The sequence below is a fragment of the Streptomyces sp. DSM 116795 genome (assembly GCF_055792905.1).
In genome coordinates this window covers 5106361-5122659 of sequence record NZ_CM147707.1, presented here as the reverse complement: position 1 = coordinate 5122659, position 16299 = coordinate 5106361, and the positions used below count along the sequence as shown (strand labels likewise).

Genomic DNA, 16299 nt, shown 5'->3' with positions numbered 1-16299 from the left:
TTGACGGATCACTCGTGCCGGTTTTTGCCCGTCCGCGGCAGTGTGCTTACGGTCGCCACCGTTCGACACGTTCGCCACGGCATGTGGCGAACTCCGCGATCGTTAGGAAACATTCACCATGCTGTTCTCCGGCAACGGCCGTAACCGCGGGCCTGTGAAGGCCACCCGCCTCGCCGTGCTCAGCGGCGTCGTGGGCGCCGCCGTCGCCCTTCCGATGGTGACTGCGCCCGGCGCCCAGGCTGCCTCTGTCAGCACCTGGGACAAGGTCGCCGAATGCGAGTCCAGCGGCGACTGGCAGGCCGACACCGGCAACGGCCACTACGGCGGCCTGCAGTTCTCCGAATCCAGCTGGAAGGCGGCCGGCGGTACGAAGTACGCGCCGCGCGCCGACCAGGCCACCAAGGAACAACAGATCGCCACCGCCGAGAAGTTGCTCGACCGTCAGGGCCCGGGCGCCTGGGCGTGTGCCGGCGAGGCCGGCCTGAGCGCCGACGGCGCACCGGCCGACGTCGACGCGGGCGGCTCAGGCGAGGGCTCCGCTGAGGCGAACGGCTCGCCGCGGCACGAGACTCACGACGCCGGGGGCAAGGGCGACTACACCGTGAAGACCGGTGACACGCTCGGCTCCATCGCCTCCTCGCACGGCGTCGGCTTGAAGCAGCTCTACGAGGACAACAAGTCCGCCGTCGGCGGCGACGTCGACCTGATCCACCCGGGTCAGAAGCTGCAGGTGGGCTGAGCCCGAGTACTGCCGACTTCCGGCAGTCAGCACCGTGCCCCCGGGAGAACCCCGGGGGCACGGCAGTGCACGGAGCCGATGCCCTCACCCCCGTCGAGGGCATCGGCTCGTGCATCTGCGCCCTTGCGGCGCACACTCATGGTGACATCGCAGACGGAGGCCACACATTGCCAGAACCCGGCAATATTCACGTGCTTTTGACGTCCTGTGAGCAACGCATTCGTGGCGGGGCCCGCGTCACAGATCCTTGCCGGGCCATCCCAGCAGCCGCGCTCCCATGGCCGCCGCCTCCAGCGTGAACCGCTGAAGGGGTTCGTTCGGTGTGTAGCCGGTGAGGGTGCGGATGCGTTCCAGCCGGTACGAGAGCGTACGCACGCTCAGACCGAGCCGCCGTGCGGCCTCCGCGTTGACGTATCCGGCCGCGGAGCACACCGTCAGGGTCTCCAGGAGCGGCTCCGCCCCGCCGCGTGCCTTCGTCAGCGGCCCGAGCACGGTCCGCACGAGGTCCGCCATCGCCCCCCGGTCGCGGAGCAGCACCGGGAAGACCAGCAGCTCCGAGGCGTTGAGCCGGACGTTCTCCAGGGCCAGCCCTTCCGCGAGTTCGAGTGCTCCCAGCGCCTCTTCGTAACTGAGCACCACGCCGCCCGCACCGGGATGCTCACGCCCGACGGCTATGTGCCGCGCGCCCGGATGGTCCGGGCCGGGGTCGCGGGCGAGGCGGACGAAGTGCTCCAGCACGTCGTCGTCGCTGCTCGCGGCGATGCACACCAGCCGTCCCTCCTTCGTGGACAACAGCACGTCCCGCGAACCGAACCGCCCCTGCAGGTCGCGCTCGATGCGCCGGACCGTGCGGTGCAGGTCGTCGTACTTCTCCTCGCCGTCCGCGACCGCGACCGTGTGCACGTCCGCGAGCCGCAGTCCGAAGCGCTGCGCACGCTCGGCGAGCAGGCCCATGTCGCTGCGTCCGTGCAGCAGATCGTCGACGAACTCCCGCCGCTCGCCCTCCTCCCGGCGCGCCGCGAGTCGCTGCGCACGCTCGTGTCCCTCCCCCAGCGCCGACACCGCGCCCTCGACCGCACCGAGCAGCGCGTCTCCCGTACGGGCGCGCTCGCCCGCGGTGGCGGCACGGGCGACGCCCGGCAGCGTGCCCCACAGTTCACGTGTCCGGCCGAGGTACAGGCCGACCAGTTCGCGCAGCGCCCAGCCCTGCTCGGAGGCGCGTTCGCCGAGGGCGCGGAAGGAATCCAGTTCGCCGCGGCGGGGCAGGCGGCCCGTCTCGGACACTTCGGCCAGCAGTTCCGGATAACGGCCGAGGAAATCCTCTGCCCTGTCGCCGCCAGGGCTGCCTTCTGCCACCGCTCCCCCTCTCGCCTCGGCCCCCTCACCGCGCATCAGCGTAAGCGAGCGGGTTACGGTGTACGGGTCGAACGAGATCGACGCAGCAATGGTGAGCCGGGAAGCCTGGTCGGCGGCGTCTTCAAGCGATGGCGTCTCCTTCTCCCGCGCCAGGAGCCGCCCCGATGCCCGCGTACCCGTCACGTTCGACGTCTGCTTCCCAGTCGACGTCCTCGACTCCCTCTCCACAGCAGACCCGCCTCTTCGGCCGTCCCCCGGCGCGTGAACGCCGCCGCCTGTCCGAAGCGCTGCGCGCCGAGACCGTCGGCGGCATGATTCTGCTCGGCGCCACACTGGTCGCGCTGGTGTGGGCCAACTCACCACTGAGTTCCTCGTACGAGTCCCTCCGGGACTTCCACTTCGGCATCCCCGCCCTCGGGCTGGACCTCTCGGTGGAGCACTGGGCGTCGGAGGGCCTCCTCACGCTCTTCTTCTTCGTCGCCGGAGTCGAGCTGAAGCGCGAGCTGGTCGCGGGAGAGTTGCGCAAGCCCGCGGCCGCCGCCCTTCCGGTCGTCGCGGCCGTCGCGGGCACCGCCGTTCCGGCCTTCCTCTACGCCGCAGTCTGCCTCGCCGGAGGAGGCAGCCTGGACGGCTGGGCCGTGCCGATGGCCACCGACATCGCCTTCGCCCTCGGCGTCCTGGCGGTGATCGGTTCCCACCTGCCCTCCGGAGTCCGCGCGTTCCTGCTGACCCTCGCCGTCGTCGACGATCTCGGCGCCATCCTCGTCATCGCGGTCTTCTTCTCCGCGAGCCTCGACTGGGCCGCGCTGGCAGGCGCGGCGGCCGGGCTGGTTCTCTTCCGCGTGCTGCACGCGAAGCTGGGAGTGCGCGGCTGGTACGTGTACGTGCCGCTGGCCCTCGTCGTCTGGACCCTCATGTACAACAGCGGCGTCCACGCGACCATCGCCGGCGTCGCTCTCGGCATGCTGCTGCGCAGCCGTCCGCGCGAGGGGCAGCAGACGTCTCCCGGGGAACGCGTCGAGCACCTCGTGCGCCCGCTCTCGGCAGGCATCGCCGTTCCGCTCTTCGCGCTCTTCGCGGCGGGCGTCGGCGTCTCGGGTTCCGCGCTCGCCGAGATGTTCCGGCAGCCGGAGTCCCTGGGTGTCGTCCTCGGCCTCTTCCTCGGCAAGTTCGCCGGCGTCTTCGGGGGTACGTATCTCGCAGCACGCTTCACGCGGGCACGGCTCGACCCGGCGATGGCCTGGCCGGATGTGGCGGGCGTCTCGATGCTCGCGGGCATCGGCTTCACCGTGTCGCTGCTGATCACGGAGCTGGCCTTCACGGACCCGGAGACCGCGGCGCATGTGAAGGCTGCGGTGCTGGTCGGCTCGCTGCTCTCCGCGGCCGTCGCATGCGTACTGATCAAGGCCCGCGACAGGAGGTACCGGGTGCTGTGGGAGGAGGAGACCCGCGACGAGGACGGGGACGCGGTTCCCGACATCGACCAGCCCGAGGACCCGGAACGGCGCGGCAAGGAGGCGGCCCGGAGGGCGGCGGAGCGGGCACGCGACAGCGGCACCGGCGACCCGTGATCTGCGCGGTTCGCGGCATGACCGTCGCATCGAGCGAGCCCGTGGCCAGAGCACCGGAACGACGGCCGTGTAGAGTCTCCGGCGGTGTGCCGGGAAGTCTGGTCGGCGATGAGGCAGAACTCTCAGCTGACCGGAGGCGCTTGTCGTGGTGCTCATCGCGGTTTTCGGGATCGTTCTCCTGGTGGCGGTCCTGCTGTCCGGGCTGGCGGCGCGGACGGTCCTGTCCACCTCGCTGCTTCTCCTCGTCGGCGGAGCCCTCGTAGGTGAAGGGTTTCTGGGGTTCGTCGAGGTCACGCCGGAGAGCGAGATCGTGTCGGTCACCGCGGACCTCGCGCTCTTCGCCGTGCTGTTCGTCGACGGCATGCACGTCTCCTTCCCGGCACTGCGCCGTGCCTGGCGCTACCCGGCCCGCGCACTCGCGCTGGGAATGCCGCTGGCGTTCGCGTTCATGGCACTGGTCTCCCACTACCTGGTGGGTCTGGACTGGACGACGTCCTTCCTGGTGGGAGCCGTGCTGGCACCCACGGACCCCGTATTCGCCTCGGCGATCGTGGGCCGGAAGGAAGTGCCCGCGCGGCTACGGCAGTTGCTCAACGTCGAGAGCGGAATCAACGACGGTCTCGCTCTGCCCGTCGTACTGCTTCTGATCGCCGCGGCGGGCCCTGCCGCGGGTCAGGCCCGTACCTCGAGCACGGCGATCGGCGCAGAGCTGGCACTGGGGCTCGCCTTCGGCGCCGGACTTCCCCTCCTCGTACACGCGCTGGCCCGGGTCCGAGTGCTCGGCGCGGAGCCCAAGCTGCAGCCCCTGCTGCCGCTGGCGACCGGCGTGATCCTCTACGCCCTCTGCCACCTCACCCACGCGAACCCCTACCTCGCCGCCTTCTCGGCTGGCGCCGTCCTGGCCTCCGTCTCGCCCGAGGCCAAGGAGTCCTTCGGTCCGCTGGGAGACCAACTCGCCGAGCTGGCGAAGTTCGCCGCACTGCTGATCTTCGGAGCCCTCCTGACTCCTCAGCTCTTCGGTGACCTGACGGTGGGCGGCTACGTGGCCGCCGGGCTGGCCATCGTCCTGATCCGTCCCGCCTCACTGCTGCTGTCCCTCATCGGGGCCGGCCTCGACCGCCGCGAGAGATTCGCGGCCGCCTGGTTCGGCCCCAAGGGTTTCGCATCGGTGGTGTACGGGCTGCTCGTGCTGCAATCGGGAATCCCGCAGGCCGAACAGGCATACACGCTCGTGGCAGTGTGCATCGCCTTCTCCATCGTCGCGCACAGCAGCACGGACGTTCCGGTCGCGCGCCTCTTCCAGGTCTCGCACCTCGTCGAAGGAACCGATGTCCACGCAAGCACCCCGGAGACCGGCCGAGAGGCAACGGTGCCGGGCCCCTCCACCGCCGGCTCCACCCCCAGCCCGAACCGACTCCCCGGAGCGTCATGAACGACTGGCACAGCTGGGCGGCGATCGCCGTCTTCACGGCGACGTACATCCTGATCATCAGCGAGAAGATCCACCGGGTCGCGGCCGCCCTCGGCGGCGCGGCGCTGATGCTCGCGATCGGAGCGACCGACGACGCGTCGGCCTTCTACTCGCAGAAGTCGGGCATCGACTGGAACGTCATCTTCCTGCTGCTCGGCATGATGATCATCGTCGGGGTGCTGAAGAAGACCGGGCTGTTCGAGTATCTGGCCATCTGGTCGGTGAAGCGGGCGCGTGGCCGGCCGTTCCGGGTCATGGCGATGCTGATCGTGATCACCGCGGCGGCCTCGGCGCTGCTGGACAACGTCACCACGGTCCTGCTCATCGCCCCCGTGACCCTGCTGGTCTGCGAACGCCTCGCGCTTCCCGCCGCCCCGTTCCTGATCGCCGAGGTCATGGCGTCCAACATCGGCGGGACGGCGACCCTGGTGGGCGACCCGCCCAACATCATCATCGCCAGCCGGGCCGGGCTCACCTTCAACGACTTCATCGTCCATCTGACACCGATCGCAGCCGTCCTGACGTTCGTGCTGGTCGCGATGTCCCGGGTGATGTTCCGCAAGTCCTTCGTGTACGACGAGAAGCGCGCGGCGGAGGTCATGGCGCTGGAGGAGCGCGAAGCGATCCGCGACAAGCGGCTGCTGGTGCAGGGCCTGGTCGTACTGGGGCTGGTCGTCGCGGGCTTCGTGCTGCATCCCGTGCTGCACTACGAGCCGAGCGTCGTCGCCCTCCTGGGCGCCGGGCTGCTCGTCGCCGTCTCCTCCGTGCAGACCGGCGAGGTGCTCGGCGACGTCGAGTGGCCCACACTCGCCTTCTTCGCCGGGCTGTTCGTCATGATCGGCGGGCTCATCGAGACGGGTGTGATCGGGTCCGTGTCGAAGTCCCTCGCCGGAGCCATCGGCGACAACGAACTGGGCGGCTCGATGCTGCTGCTGGGCGCCTCGGGCGTCCTCTCCGGCATCGTCGACAACATCCCCTACGTCGCCACCATGGCGCCCATCACAGGCGACCTGGTGCAGAGCGTCGGCGGCGGGAGCGACCACGTCTTCTGGTGGGCCCTGGCACTCGGCGCGGACCTCGGCGGGAACGCGACCGCCATCGGTGCGAGCGCGAACGTCGTCGTCCTCGGAATCGCCGAACGCAACCGCACGCCGATCAGCTTCTGGCACTTCACCAAGTACGGTCTCGTCGTCACCGCCGTGACGATCGCGCTCTCGGCGGTGTACGTGTGGACGCGGTACTTCGTTCTGGCCTGAACCCGGCCCACGACCTGAGAGGAGCCGGCAATGCGCGCACGTGACCTGGCAGTCGCGTACGAGTCGGTGACCGTCGACAGCCACGCGCTGGAAGCCGCCCGGCTGATGGCCGAGCACCGGCTGCCCGGGCTGCTGGTGCTCGACGAGCGGGACGAGCCGAGGGCGATCCTGCCCGCCTCGCAGATGATCAAGATCCTGGTCCCGGGGTATGTGATCGAGGACCCTGCCCTCGCTGCCGTCGTCGACGAGCAGCATGCCGACCGGCTCTGCGAGGCGCTCTCGGGCCGCCGCGTCGGCGACTGTCTGCCGGCCGACGCCGGGCCGCCGCCCGTCGCCGACGCGGACGACACGGCGCTGGAGGTCGCAGCGCTGATGGCACGGGTGCGCAGCCCGCTGGTGGCGGTGGCAGCGACGGACAAGGCCGGCAGCTATCTGCTCGGCGTCATCACCGCGTCGCATCTCCTCGACGAACTGCTCCGGGGCAGCACCGCCACGGGAGACACCGCCGGCGGCTCATCCTCCGGATGAAGGACCAGCCACCCGCACGTGGTGCAGCAGCACGACGCCGTTGCCGAAGGTGCGCGTGCCCGCGAGGCGGAGGGGCGTCCTGGCATCCGCGGCTTCGGTCAGTGGGGCTTCGAGCGGCGGGAGAAGGAGCCGGCCCCCGCCGAGCAGCACGGGGTGCACAAGGATGCGGTACTCGTCGATCAGGTCGTGCCGGCGGAAGGCCTCCGCCAGGAGGGCACCGCCGACGGCCATGTCGCCGCCGGGCTGGGCCTTCAGGGCCGTGATCTCCTCGGGGTCCACCTCCCGGCGCAGCGCCGCGTTCTCCTCACCGGTCCGCTCCAGCGTGCGGGAGAAGACGAGCTTGGGCGTCTCCCGCCAGATGCCGGCGAACTCCTTCATGGGGCCGGTGACCGACGGGTCCGAGTCGGCGGTCGGCCAGAAGCCGGCCATCATCTCGTAGTCGACGCGCCCCAGCAGGAAGGCGCTCATTCCCCTGAACTGTTCATTGACGTGGGTGTGCAGCTCGTCGTCCATGAGGTGCCAGTCGATCTCGCCGTCAGGGCCTGCGAAGTAGCCGTCCAGCGAGACCGACATGGACAGGATGATCTTTCTCATCTCCGGGTCCTCCGTGCGTCAGACCGGCGGTTCAGCCACCGGCCGTGCGTCAGCCCTTGGACGTGAACGAGTGGTGCTCGTGCGAGACGGTCCAGCGGCCGCCTTCTTTGCGAAGCCCGATCGTCAGGCGGAGACGGTTGGCCGGGTCGTCCCGCAGTTCCTTCTCGGTGCCGCAGCGCGCGAGCGCGTGCGCGAAGGCGACGTCCTCGCCCGCCGTGACGTCCAGGGAGACGATCTCGAAGCAGGCGCCCTGGCGCTGCCAGTCGAAGAACGGCGGCCAGGTCGCGCGGTAGCTCTCGATGCCGCGCACGCCGTCCTCGGGCGGCGGCACGTCGAACATGACGATGTCGTCGGAGTGCGCGGCCAGCACAGCGTCCATGTCGCCTTCGTGCACCGCCTCCGCCCACCGTTCGATCAGCTCGCGGATCTGTGTCTCGTCGCCGGCCACGCCGGGGCTCCTTCCGTTCTGCGTCACGTACGAGGTGCTGACCAGGGCGGCCGCGGAAACTCATCGGCTGACACCGCGCTCCGCCACAACGGTGGCGTGCGCGGACGGGCGCGGCGTGGCCGCCGGACGCTCCGGTCGCCCGCCGTGAAGCTGGCCGCTGTGAATTCAGCGCTCGTGGTGCGGCTGCCGGTGGAGCTGGTGCGGCCGAAGGCGGTCGAAGCCGTCCCCGACGGGCCCGGCTGGCACCACTCCGTCAAGCTCGACGGCTGGCGCGTGGCCCTCTCCGTGACCTCGGAGGCCGTACGGATCCACTCCCGCAGCATGCGGGACGTGAGCGCCCAGTTCCCCGAACTCATTCACGCAGCAGAGCAGTTGGAGGCGGGGACCGTCATCGACGGGGAGGTGGTGGTGTGGAACGAACAGCAGGGGCGTTTCGACTTCGAGGCAGTGCAGTCCCGCGGCCTGGCCAGGCGGCCGAGGTCCGCTCCCGGGGCCGTACTCGTCGCCTTCGACGTGCTCGCGGTGCCCTGGACGGATCTGCGGTCCGAGCCGCTGCGTACGAGATGGCCGCGGCTGCAGAGCATCGTCGAACAGGCGGGCCCGCAGATCCAGTTGGTCCTGGCCACCGACGACGCGGCCCAAGCCCGCGCGTGGATGCGGGAGATGAGACCGCAGGGCGTCGAAGGCATCGTCTCCAAACGCTGGGACTCCCCGTACCGTCCGGGCGAACCGCGTACGGCCTGGCGGAAGGTGAGGTCCGCGGAAACGGTCGACGCCCTGCTCCTGGGCGTGACCGGACCGGAGCGGCGGCCCTGGGGCGCGGTCGTCGAACTCCCCGACGGGCGCCGGGCCGTCACCACACCGCGGCTGCCGTCGGTGACGGCGTCACAGCTGGGCCGCGCCGTCGCCGGGCGCCTCGGCGAGGCGGTCACGGACGACGAACTGGACGTGCGGTGGCAGCCGTTGACCGCCGATGCCGAACCCCTCACGGCAGAGGTGCGCGTACGCACCGGCCGCGTCCCGCTGGTGCGGTACGTGCGGCTGCGCGTGGACGTCTGAAGGCTCCCGCTGCCCTGCGGCTACATCGGGCGGGGGCGGAAGACGGCGTTGAGCTCGGACTGCGGGATCTGGTCGTCGGCGTAGGAGAACGTGCCGAGGTCGTGGAGTTCCCGGGCGGCCTCGCGCAGGTGGTGGTACATCGCCCTGGCGATGCTGCCGCCGACGGTGACCCTCCGAACGCCGAGTGCAGCCAGGTCGGCCAGTGACAGCGCGGTGCCGTTGAGTCCCGCCACCACGTTGAGCGGACCGTCGAGTTCGGCGACGAGCCGGGCGACGGTGTCCTTGTCGGCCGCGCCGGGAACGAACGCGCAGTCGGCTCCGGCCGCGAGGTAGGCGTTGGCCCGGTCGACGCATTCGGCCAGGGAGGCCTCGGTCAGCAGCGCGTCCGTCCGTCCGACCAGGACGAACGGTTCGCCGGTCTCATCGGCGGCGGCGCGGGCCGCCACGATCCGGTCGACGGCGAGCGCCCGGTCGTACAGCGGTCGGGTGCGGTCACCGGTGAAGTCTTCGATGTTGCCGCCCGCCGCGCCCGCCGCCACGGTCAGCGCGATGGTCCGCGCCACTTCGCCGGGCGATTCGCCGTACCCGTCCTCGAGATCGGCGCTCACCGGCACCCGCACCTCGTCGACGATCTCGCCGACCCTTCGCAGCATCGGATCGCGGTCGATCCGCCCGCCGGCCGGCTGCTCCGAGAAGAAGTCGTGGTCCGGCCGACCGTATGAGAACGCGACGCCCGCGCTCGTGGTCGCGAGGGCGGCGAATCCGACCGACTCCAGCATCCGGGCGCTGCCTGCGTCCCACGCGTTGGGCAGCAGGAAGCAGCCGCTCCGGTGCAGTTCGACGAAGCGCCGGGCCCTGGCCCGCCGTGCCGTGGCCTGGTCTTTGCCGTCAGTCTCCACAAGCGAGCTCCTTCGAGGTCGAGCGTTTCGTACGGCCCGAGGCACGATACGGCGCCTCCTGCCCCGCGCGTCTGCCGCTCACTTGGGTGCCACCGCGTCCGCCAGGTCCTCCAGTGCGTCCGCGAGCAGGTCGGCGGTGCGCAGCGCCACCGAGGAGGAGGGGAGGTCCGCCTCCTGCTCCCACCAGCGGGCCAGGGCGTCGTGCACGGGGCCCCAGTCCGGGGTGCGGCCCTCGCGGAGTGCGGCCACCGCGTCGGGGAGGGCGGCCGCGAGCGCCCTGGAGTACTCCTCCGCGCCGGAGTTCGGCTTCGCGTTCCGGTCCGGGAGGTGGGCCTCCAGCAGCATCGTGACCCGGCCCAGCGTGACCATCGCCGACTGTGCCGCGGTTGCCGAGCGACGCGAGAGTCCCCCGCGGTGGCGTACGGGTTCCGCGCCCGCCCGTGTCGCCGTCTGGTCCCACTCCTCGCGGGCGGAGCGCGTGTCCAGCAGGGCCTCGCGGACCTTGCGGCCCAGGTTTCCGGGCGCGGGCGTGCCGACGGCGCCGGCGGCGCTGCCCGCCGGGTCGGCGAAGCAGTCGAGCACCGCGGTGGTGTAACCGCCCGTCGCCGAGAGCCAGTCGGCGAGCCGGTCCCTCAACTGCGGTGTCTCCCAGGCCGGGAAGAGCGCGTAACTCAGCATGGCGAGCGCCCCGCCGAGCGCCGTCAGCCAGATCCGGTCCAGCACGGTCTGCGACCACAGCGAGCCGGCGATGCCCAGCAGGAAGACGACGTACGCGCCGATGCACGCGGACGTAATGGCGTAACCGGTGCGCATCAGCAGATACATGCAGCCGACGCTGACGACCGCCAGCGCGGCGCTCGCATACGGAGGCGGATGGGCCAGCGCCGTGACCGTGCCGGCCAGCCCCACGCCGAGCAGCGTCCCGGCGACGCGGGCCACACCCCGTTCGTACGTCCGTGAGAAGTCGGGGCGCATCACCATGACGGCGGTCAGCGGCGCCCAGTAGCCGTGCTCGGGCGGCAGCACCCTGCCCAGCACGTAGCTGAGGGCGACGACGGCGGCGACGCGCAGCGCATGCCTGCACACGGGCGAGGACCAGCGCAGTTCGCGGCGGAAAGTGCGCACGGCGACGGGGACGAGGACGGCGAGGGACGGCTGGCTCAAGTGCCGTGGCTGCACCGGATGTGCGGGCTGGGCGTCCGCGTCGGGGTCGACGTAGACGTCGGCTTCCTCCACGCTGTCGGGCCGTGCCGGCATCTGCCACGTGGCGCGGGGAATCAGCGGGATCGACCGGGTGACCTCGACCGGCTCCTGCGCGGCGTCCACCGCGTCCTGCGTCAGGGCGATCAGCCGCATCGCCGCCTTGCGCGCGGGGCCGCTCAACACCGGCCCGGAAGCCGGGACTTGGAGCACGTCCAGGGCGTCCTCCGGGAGACGTACCCGCTCACCGCGCCGCACCGCGCGGGCCGTCGCGTCCAGCACGGTCGCCGCCGCCTGCAGCAGCTCCCGTACGCGCTCCCGCTCCCGGCCGACCATCGGCGCGCCCACGACGGGGTCGGCGAGGGAGGCGAGCACGGGACGGAAGCGTTCGGCCAGGCCCCGGTAGCCGCCGAGCTGGCGCGGCCGGCGACGGGCCTGACGCGGTGACACCGCGGCGGCGCTGCGGGCCTCCATCAGCGGCTTCGGGTCGAAGGAGGCACCGGGGTCGTGGCGCAGCCTGCGCGCGTAGTCCGCGACGGCCGCCAGCGCGTCGGCGAGCGCGTCGCGCCGCTCGCCCCACGGCCGTACGGGAAAGAGCACGATCAGCGCCGCCTGCACGAATCCGCCGGCCGCGATGAGCGCGGCCTGTGCGAGAGCGCCGAGAACGGTGGTCGGCAGGGTGACGGTCACCAGCATGCAGGCCACCGTCGAGGACGCCACGACACCCGCGGTCGGGCCCAGTCCCCAGGCCAGCCCGGAGGCGAACGCCCAGGCGGCGAGCAGGAGTACGAACGCGACGGGATGGCCGACGACGAGATAGCCGGCGAACGTCGACAGCGCCAGCGCCGCCCCGGCGCACAGCGCCAGCACCGGCCTGGGGCGCCAACTGCGCTGGAACGTCGCCACACCTGAGGAGAAGGCTCCGAACGCGGAGGCCACGGCCAGCTCCGCGGACCCCGCCCACAGGGTCAGGAACACGATGACCGCGACACCGGCCGCGGCGCGCAGCGCGATGAGCGGACTGAGCTTGGCCCGCTCGACCGACAGTCCGGAGCGCGCCGTCTCACCGAGCGCCCGGAACCAGGGCAGGACCTTCATGGCGTCGAGCTTACGGGGACCTTCCCCGGCAACGGCCGGGGCAGCCGGGGGCGGCCGCCGAGGTCAGAGCCGGGGTCGGAAGGAAGTCCGGACCCCGGGAAGGGGGCCGAGGCGGGCCGGTCACCGCCGGGGCGATGAGTTCCGGCGGGCCGGCTGGTCGACCTCGGGCAGAGCCATACACATGGGGAGGATCATGAGCAGCGCCGCATCATCACAGCCCGGCACCGGCGAGCCGGAGATCGTCGACGTCGAACCGGCGGTGACCGCCGTCGTCCGCGGTGTCGTGCCACTGGCCGGGCTGCGGGACTTCTTCGACACGTCCTTCCGGCAGCTCGGCGAGACGGTCTCACGTCAGCAAGTCGCCATAACAGGGCCCGCGTTCGGCCTCTATCACCGGCCGCCGGAGGAGACCGCCGAACTCGAGGTCGGCTTCGTCACCGACCGGGCGGTCCGGCCCGAGGGGGACGTCGTCGTGAGTGCGCTGCCCGCGGCACGCGTCGCCCGTGCGACCCACCACGGCTCGTTCGACGGGCTTGGCGCCTCCTGGGAGCGGCTGCACACCTGGGTACGCGAGCAGGGGCTGACGCCGGGCCCGGTCATGTGGGAGTTCTACGTCACCGAGCCCACGCCGGAAATGGACCCGCGGGATCTGCGTACACAGCTCAACTGCGTGGTCGCGGACGGAAAGACGGAGGCAGTCTGACGGGGTCGCTCAGCACGACCCCGGCCCGCCGGTGACGGCTTCCGCGAAAGAATGGCCTCATGAACCGCATCGCGATCCGCCCTGTACGGACCGGCGAGCTGGAGGCCGTCGCCGTGCTCCGGTGGCGGTGGGCGCAGGAGCGGCAGCGGACGCCCGTCACCTCACGGGAGGAGTTCGTGCAGCGGTTCGTGACGTGGGCCCTGGAGAACGAGACATCGCACCGGTGCCTGATCCTGCTCCGCGAAGACGTTCTCATCGGCATGGCCTGGCTCGCGATCACGCAGCGCGTACCGCACCCCGGCGCCCTCGACCGCGCCTCGGGCGACGTCCAGTGCGTGTACGTGGTTCCCGGCGAGCGCGACGGAGGCCTCGGCGCCCAACTGGTCGACGCGGTGCTTGCCCTGGCTCGCGGCCTGGGTCTGGAACGGGTCACCGTCCACTCCAGCGATCGCGCGGTCTCCGCCTACGCCCGCGCCGGCTTCGCCCACTCCCCTCTCCTGCTCCAGGCCGGTCTCGGGCGGAGCGGCTGACGCGGGGCCCGGCGCGGCACCATGCTCAGAACCCGGCCGCGTACCGCCAGAAGTCCCGCATCCGCTCGGGCCACGCCGGTCCGGACAGCCGGAGCTGCGTGAGCAGGATGGTGACGGCGCCGGTCGAGGGCGTGATGTGGGCGGCCGTCCCGCTGCCGCCGACCCAGCCGTAGCGGCCCGGCACGTTCCACGGGTCGACGGGGTCGACGTCCACGCCGCCGCCGAACCCCCACCCCTGCCCTTCCAGGAAGTGTGCGCCCGCCTCTCGCTGGGACGGCGTGAGCTGGTCGGACGTCATCCGGCGCACCGAGGCGGGTGACAGCAACTGCCTGCCGCCGGCGCTGACTTGGGCGCTCCCCTCGGCGAGCAGCATGCGGGCGAAGGCGTGCCAGTCGTCCAGGGTCGAGACGAGACCGCCGCCGCCGGACGGAAAGGCGGGGCGGCTGCTCCACTGCCCGTCCGGCGGGTCGGCGGGCACGATCCCGCCGCCCTGCGTCCGCGGGGGCAGGTAGAGGCTGGTGAACCGGTCGAGCTTCTCCGGCGGCACCCAGAACCCGGTGTCCTCCATCCCCAGCGGTTCGAACAGCCGCTCGGCGAGGAACTCCGGCAGGGCCGTTCCCGAAGCGCGGGCGATCAGTACGCCGAGGATGTCGGAACCGAAGTGGTAGAGCCAGCCCTCGCCCGGCTGGTGCAGCAGCGGGATGCGGGAGAGCGCCGCGAGCCACTCGTCCGGCGGCGGGCCCGCCTGGGGCCGCACCGGATCGTACGCCAGCTCTCTGAAGAGCCTTCTGACCACCGGCAGCGAGAAGTCGGGCGCGAAGCCGTACCCGGCACGGAACGTCAGCAGGTCGGACACAGTGATGGGCCGCGAAGCCGGAACGACGTCGTCCACCGGGCCGTCGGGCCTGCGTACGACGACGGGCGAGGCCAGCTCCGGAAGCCACCGCTCCACCGGATCCTCCAGCGCGAACCGGCCCTCCTCCACCAGCATCATCGCCGCCACCGCAGTCACCTGCTTCGTCAGCGACGCCACCCGGAAGACCGACTCCCTCGCCATCGGAGACGCCCCGCCCGCATCGGCGGAACCGACTACGGCCACCTCGGCAAGGTCGCCCCGCGCGACCATGGCGACCGCTCCCGGCGCCGATCCCCGGCCCGTGTGCCGCTCCAGGACGTCGCGCAGGCTCGTCATCGTCCCCCTCCGGGTTTCAGGTCGAGCAGCGTACCGGGGCTCATCGCGCAGCGCCCGGCCGCCGCAGCGCTGCGGCGGCCGGGCCTGAAGGAGCCGCTGCGCCGCTACGACGACGTCGGGAAGCCCAGGTTGATGCCGCCGCTCTCGGCGGGGTCGGGCCAGCGGGTGGTGATGACCTTGCCGCGCGTGTAGAAGGCGATGCCGTCGTTGCCGTAGATGTGCAGGTCGCCGAAGAGGGAGTCCTTCCAGCCGCCGAAGGAGTGGTGGCCGACCGGGACGGGGATGGGCACGTTGATGCCCACCATGCCCGCCTCGACCTCCAGTTGGAAGCGGCGGGCGGCTCCGCCGTCGCGGGTGAAGATGGCGGTGCCGTTGCCCCAGCGGCTGCTGTTGATGAGGGCGATCGCCTCGTCGTAGGTCTCCGCCCGTACGACGCACAGCACCGGGCCGAAGATCTCGTCCCGGTAGGCGTCCATGTGCGGGGAGACCTTGTCGAGGAGGGAGACGCCGAGGAAGAAGCCGTCCGCGCACTCGGGGCGGTCCTCGACGGTGTACCCGGTGCCGTCCACGACGACGTCGGCGCCCTGGTCGCGTGCGCCGCCCACGTACGAGGCGACCTTGTCGCGGTGCTCGCGGGTGATCAGCGGGCCCATCTCGGAGGACGGGTCGTCGCCCGGCCCGATGCGCAGCTTGTGCGCGCGGTCGGCGATCTTCGTCACCAGCTCGTCGCCGGTGTCGCCGACGGCCACGACGACGGAGACGGCCATGCAGCGCTCGCCGGCCGAACCGTAGGCGGCGTTGATGGCGTTGTCGGCGGCGAAGTCCAGGTCGGCGTCCGGGAGTACGAGCATGTGGTTCTTGGCGCCGCCCAGCGCCTGGACCCGCTTGCCGTGCGCGACGGCCTCCGACTGGATGTACTTCGCGATCGGCGTCGACCCGACGAAGCTGACGCCCGCGACGTCCGGATGCGACAGCAGCCGGTCGACCGCGATCTTGTCGCCGTTGACGACGTTGAGCACGCCGTCCGGCAGGCCCGCCTCCGCGGCGAGTTCGGCGAGACGGTACGGCGCGGACGGGTCCTTCTCGCTCGGCTTGAGCACGAAGGTGTTACCGCAGGCGATGGCGAGCGGGAACATCCACATCGGCACCATCGCGGGGAAGTTGAACGGCGTGATGCCGGCGACGACCCCGAGCGGCTGGCGGATGGAGGAGACGTCGACGCGCGTCGAGACCTGCGTGGACAGCTCGCCCTTGAGCTTCTCCGGGATACCGCAGGCCAGTTCGAGGATTTCCATGCCGCGGGCGACCTCGCCGAGCGCGTCGGAGTGCACCTTGCCGTGCTCGGAGGTGATCAGCGCGGCGATCTCGTCGCGGTGGGCGTCGAGCAGTTCGCGGTACTTGAAGAGGAAGGCCGTGCGCTTGGCCAGCGAGCTGACCGACCACTCCTCGTACGCGCGCCGCGCCGCGTCGACGGCCGAGTCGACCTCCTCGGCCGAGGCGAGCGCGACATGCGTGGGCTGCGCGCCGGTGGCGGGGTCGTAGACGGGGCCGACGTTGCCGGAGACGGACTCGACGGCCTTGCCGCCGATCCAGTGGCCGAGGGTCTTCATATGGTGGCTCTGCTTTCTGTGGTGGGTTCGGGGGGCCGGTGCTCT

The 16299-nt window shown here is 71.5% G+C and carries 15 protein-coding genes; 8 read left to right on the top strand and 7 right to left on the bottom strand.

Going from position 1 to position 16299, the window contains the following annotated elements:
- Positions 1–118: 118 nt before the first annotated feature.
- On the top strand, positions 119–739 hold the full coding sequence (locus tag ACSMXX_RS22070; RefSeq protein ID WP_473180426.1) for a LysM peptidoglycan-binding domain-containing protein: 621 nt from the start codon (positions 119–121) through the stop codon (positions 737–739).
- Between the two features lie 237 nt (positions 740–976).
- Here ACSMXX_RS22070 and ACSMXX_RS22065 read toward each other — a convergent pair whose 3' ends face one another.
- The gene (locus ACSMXX_RS22065) at positions 977–2278 is read right to left on the bottom strand and encodes a PucR family transcriptional regulator (RefSeq protein ID WP_473180425.1); all 1302 of its coding nucleotides are present in this window, start codon (positions 2276–2278) and stop codon (positions 977–979) included.
- Between ACSMXX_RS22065 and nhaA the strand changes: the two genes are divergently transcribed.
- The 4 genes from nhaA (at position 2260) to ACSMXX_RS22045 (ending at position 6921) form a co-directional block, all read left to right on the top strand.
- Positions 2260–3666 (top strand): Na+/H+ antiporter NhaA, encoded by a 1407-nt coding sequence (nhaA, locus tag ACSMXX_RS22060; protein ID WP_473180424.1) that lies wholly within the window; start codon positions 2260–2262, stop codon positions 3664–3666. The two genes, ACSMXX_RS22065 and nhaA, sit on opposite strands and share 19 nt — an antisense overlap.
- Positions 3667–3811: 145 nt before the next feature.
- Positions 3812–5098, top strand: a complete 1287-nt coding sequence (locus ACSMXX_RS22055; protein ID WP_473180423.1) for a cation:proton antiporter — start codon at positions 3812–3814, stop codon at positions 5096–5098.
- Positions 5095–6393, top strand: a complete 1299-nt coding sequence (locus tag ACSMXX_RS22050; RefSeq protein WP_473180422.1) for an ArsB/NhaD family transporter — start codon at positions 5095–5097, stop codon at positions 6391–6393. The genes ACSMXX_RS22055 and ACSMXX_RS22050 overlap by 4 nt, the downstream gene beginning before the upstream one ends.
- A gap of 30 nt (positions 6394–6423) precedes the next feature.
- Entirely contained in the window at positions 6424–6921 is a 498-nt protein-coding gene (locus ACSMXX_RS22045; RefSeq protein WP_473180421.1) for a CBS domain-containing protein, read from the top strand.
- Here ACSMXX_RS22045 and ACSMXX_RS22040 read toward each other — a convergent pair.
- A complete protein-coding gene (locus ACSMXX_RS22040) occupies positions 6907–7515 on the bottom strand; it encodes a dihydrofolate reductase family protein (protein ID WP_473180420.1) in 609 nt (202 codons plus the stop codon). The genes ACSMXX_RS22045 and ACSMXX_RS22040 overlap by 15 nt on opposite strands.
- Positions 7516–7564: 49 nt before the next feature.
- Positions 7565–7963 (bottom strand): YybH family protein, encoded by a 399-nt coding sequence (locus tag ACSMXX_RS22035; protein WP_473180419.1) that lies wholly within the window; start codon positions 7961–7963, stop codon positions 7565–7567.
- A gap of 159 nt (positions 7964–8122) precedes the next feature.
- Between ACSMXX_RS22035 and ACSMXX_RS22030 the strand changes: the two genes are divergently transcribed.
- Positions 8123–9022 carry an ATP-dependent DNA ligase gene (locus ACSMXX_RS22030; RefSeq protein WP_473180418.1) on the top strand — a complete coding sequence of 300 codons (900 nt, stop codon included), beginning with the start codon at positions 8123–8125 and terminating at the stop codon, positions 9020–9022.
- A gap of 20 nt (positions 9023–9042) precedes the next feature.
- Here ACSMXX_RS22030 and ACSMXX_RS22025 read toward each other — a convergent pair whose 3' ends face one another.
- A complete protein-coding gene (locus ACSMXX_RS22025; protein ID WP_473180417.1) occupies positions 9043–9921 on the bottom strand; it encodes an isocitrate lyase/PEP mutase family protein in 879 nt (292 codons plus the stop codon).
- Positions 9922–9999: 78 nt separating this feature from the next.
- On the bottom strand, positions 10000–12219 hold the full coding sequence (locus ACSMXX_RS22020) for an FUSC family protein (protein ID WP_473180416.1): 2220 nt from the start codon (positions 12217–12219) through the stop codon (positions 10000–10002).
- A gap of 193 nt (positions 12220–12412) precedes the next feature.
- Between ACSMXX_RS22020 and ACSMXX_RS22015 the strand changes: the two genes are divergently transcribed.
- Positions 12413–12922 (top strand): GyrI-like domain-containing protein, encoded by a 510-nt coding sequence (locus tag ACSMXX_RS22015; RefSeq protein WP_473180415.1) that lies wholly within the window; start codon positions 12413–12415, stop codon positions 12920–12922.
- Positions 12923–12981: 59 nt separating this feature from the next.
- Positions 12982–13452: a GNAT family N-acetyltransferase gene (locus tag ACSMXX_RS22010; protein ID WP_473180414.1), complete on the top strand. Its 471-nt coding sequence runs from the start codon at positions 12982–12984 to the stop codon at positions 13450–13452.
- A gap of 25 nt (positions 13453–13477) precedes the next feature.
- Here ACSMXX_RS22010 and ACSMXX_RS22005 read toward each other — a convergent pair whose 3' ends face one another.
- Positions 13478–14644, bottom strand: coding sequence for a serine hydrolase domain-containing protein (locus ACSMXX_RS22005; RefSeq protein WP_473180413.1), 1167 nt, complete (start codon positions 14642–14644; stop codon positions 13478–13480).
- 104 nt (positions 14645–14748) lie between these two features.
- Entirely contained in the window at positions 14749–16254 is a 1506-nt protein-coding gene (locus ACSMXX_RS22000; protein WP_473180412.1) for a CoA-acylating methylmalonate-semialdehyde dehydrogenase, read from the bottom strand.
- Between the last annotated feature and the right edge of the window lie 45 nt (positions 16255–16299).

Bases quoted from the DNA above. Each gene is read 5' to 3' on its own strand.
- ACSMXX_RS22015 (WP_473180415.1), top strand. From the start codon at position 12,413: ATGAGCAGCGCCGCATCATCACAGCCCGGCACCGGCGAGCCGGAGATC.
- nhaA (WP_473180424.1), top strand. From the start codon at position 2,260: ATGCCCGCGTACCCGTCACGTTCGACGTCTGCTTCCCAGTCGACGTCC.
- ACSMXX_RS22010 (WP_473180414.1), top strand. From the start codon at position 12,982: ATGAACCGCATCGCGATCCGCCCTGTACGGACCGGCGAGCTGGAGGCC.
- ACSMXX_RS22070 (WP_473180426.1), top strand. From the start codon at position 119: ATGCTGTTCTCCGGCAACGGCCGTAACCGCGGGCCTGTGAAGGCCACC.
- ACSMXX_RS22020 (WP_473180416.1), bottom strand. From the start codon at position 12,219: ATGAAGGTCCTGCCCTGGTTCCGGGCGCTCGGTGAGACGGCGCGCTCC.
- ACSMXX_RS22000 (WP_473180412.1), bottom strand. From the start codon at position 16,254: ATGAAGACCCTCGGCCACTGGATCGGCGGCAAGGCCGTCGAGTCCGTC.
- ACSMXX_RS22005 (WP_473180413.1), bottom strand. From the start codon at position 14,644: ATGACGAGCCTGCGCGACGTCCTGGAGCGGCACACGGGCCGGGGATCG.
- ACSMXX_RS22040 (WP_473180420.1), bottom strand. From the start codon at position 7,515: ATGAGAAAGATCATCCTGTCCATGTCGGTCTCGCTGGACGGCTACTTC.
- ACSMXX_RS22045 (WP_473180421.1), top strand. From the start codon at position 6,424: ATGCGCGCACGTGACCTGGCAGTCGCGTACGAGTCGGTGACCGTCGAC.
- ACSMXX_RS22050 (WP_473180422.1), top strand. From the start codon at position 5,095: ATGAACGACTGGCACAGCTGGGCGGCGATCGCCGTCTTCACGGCGACG.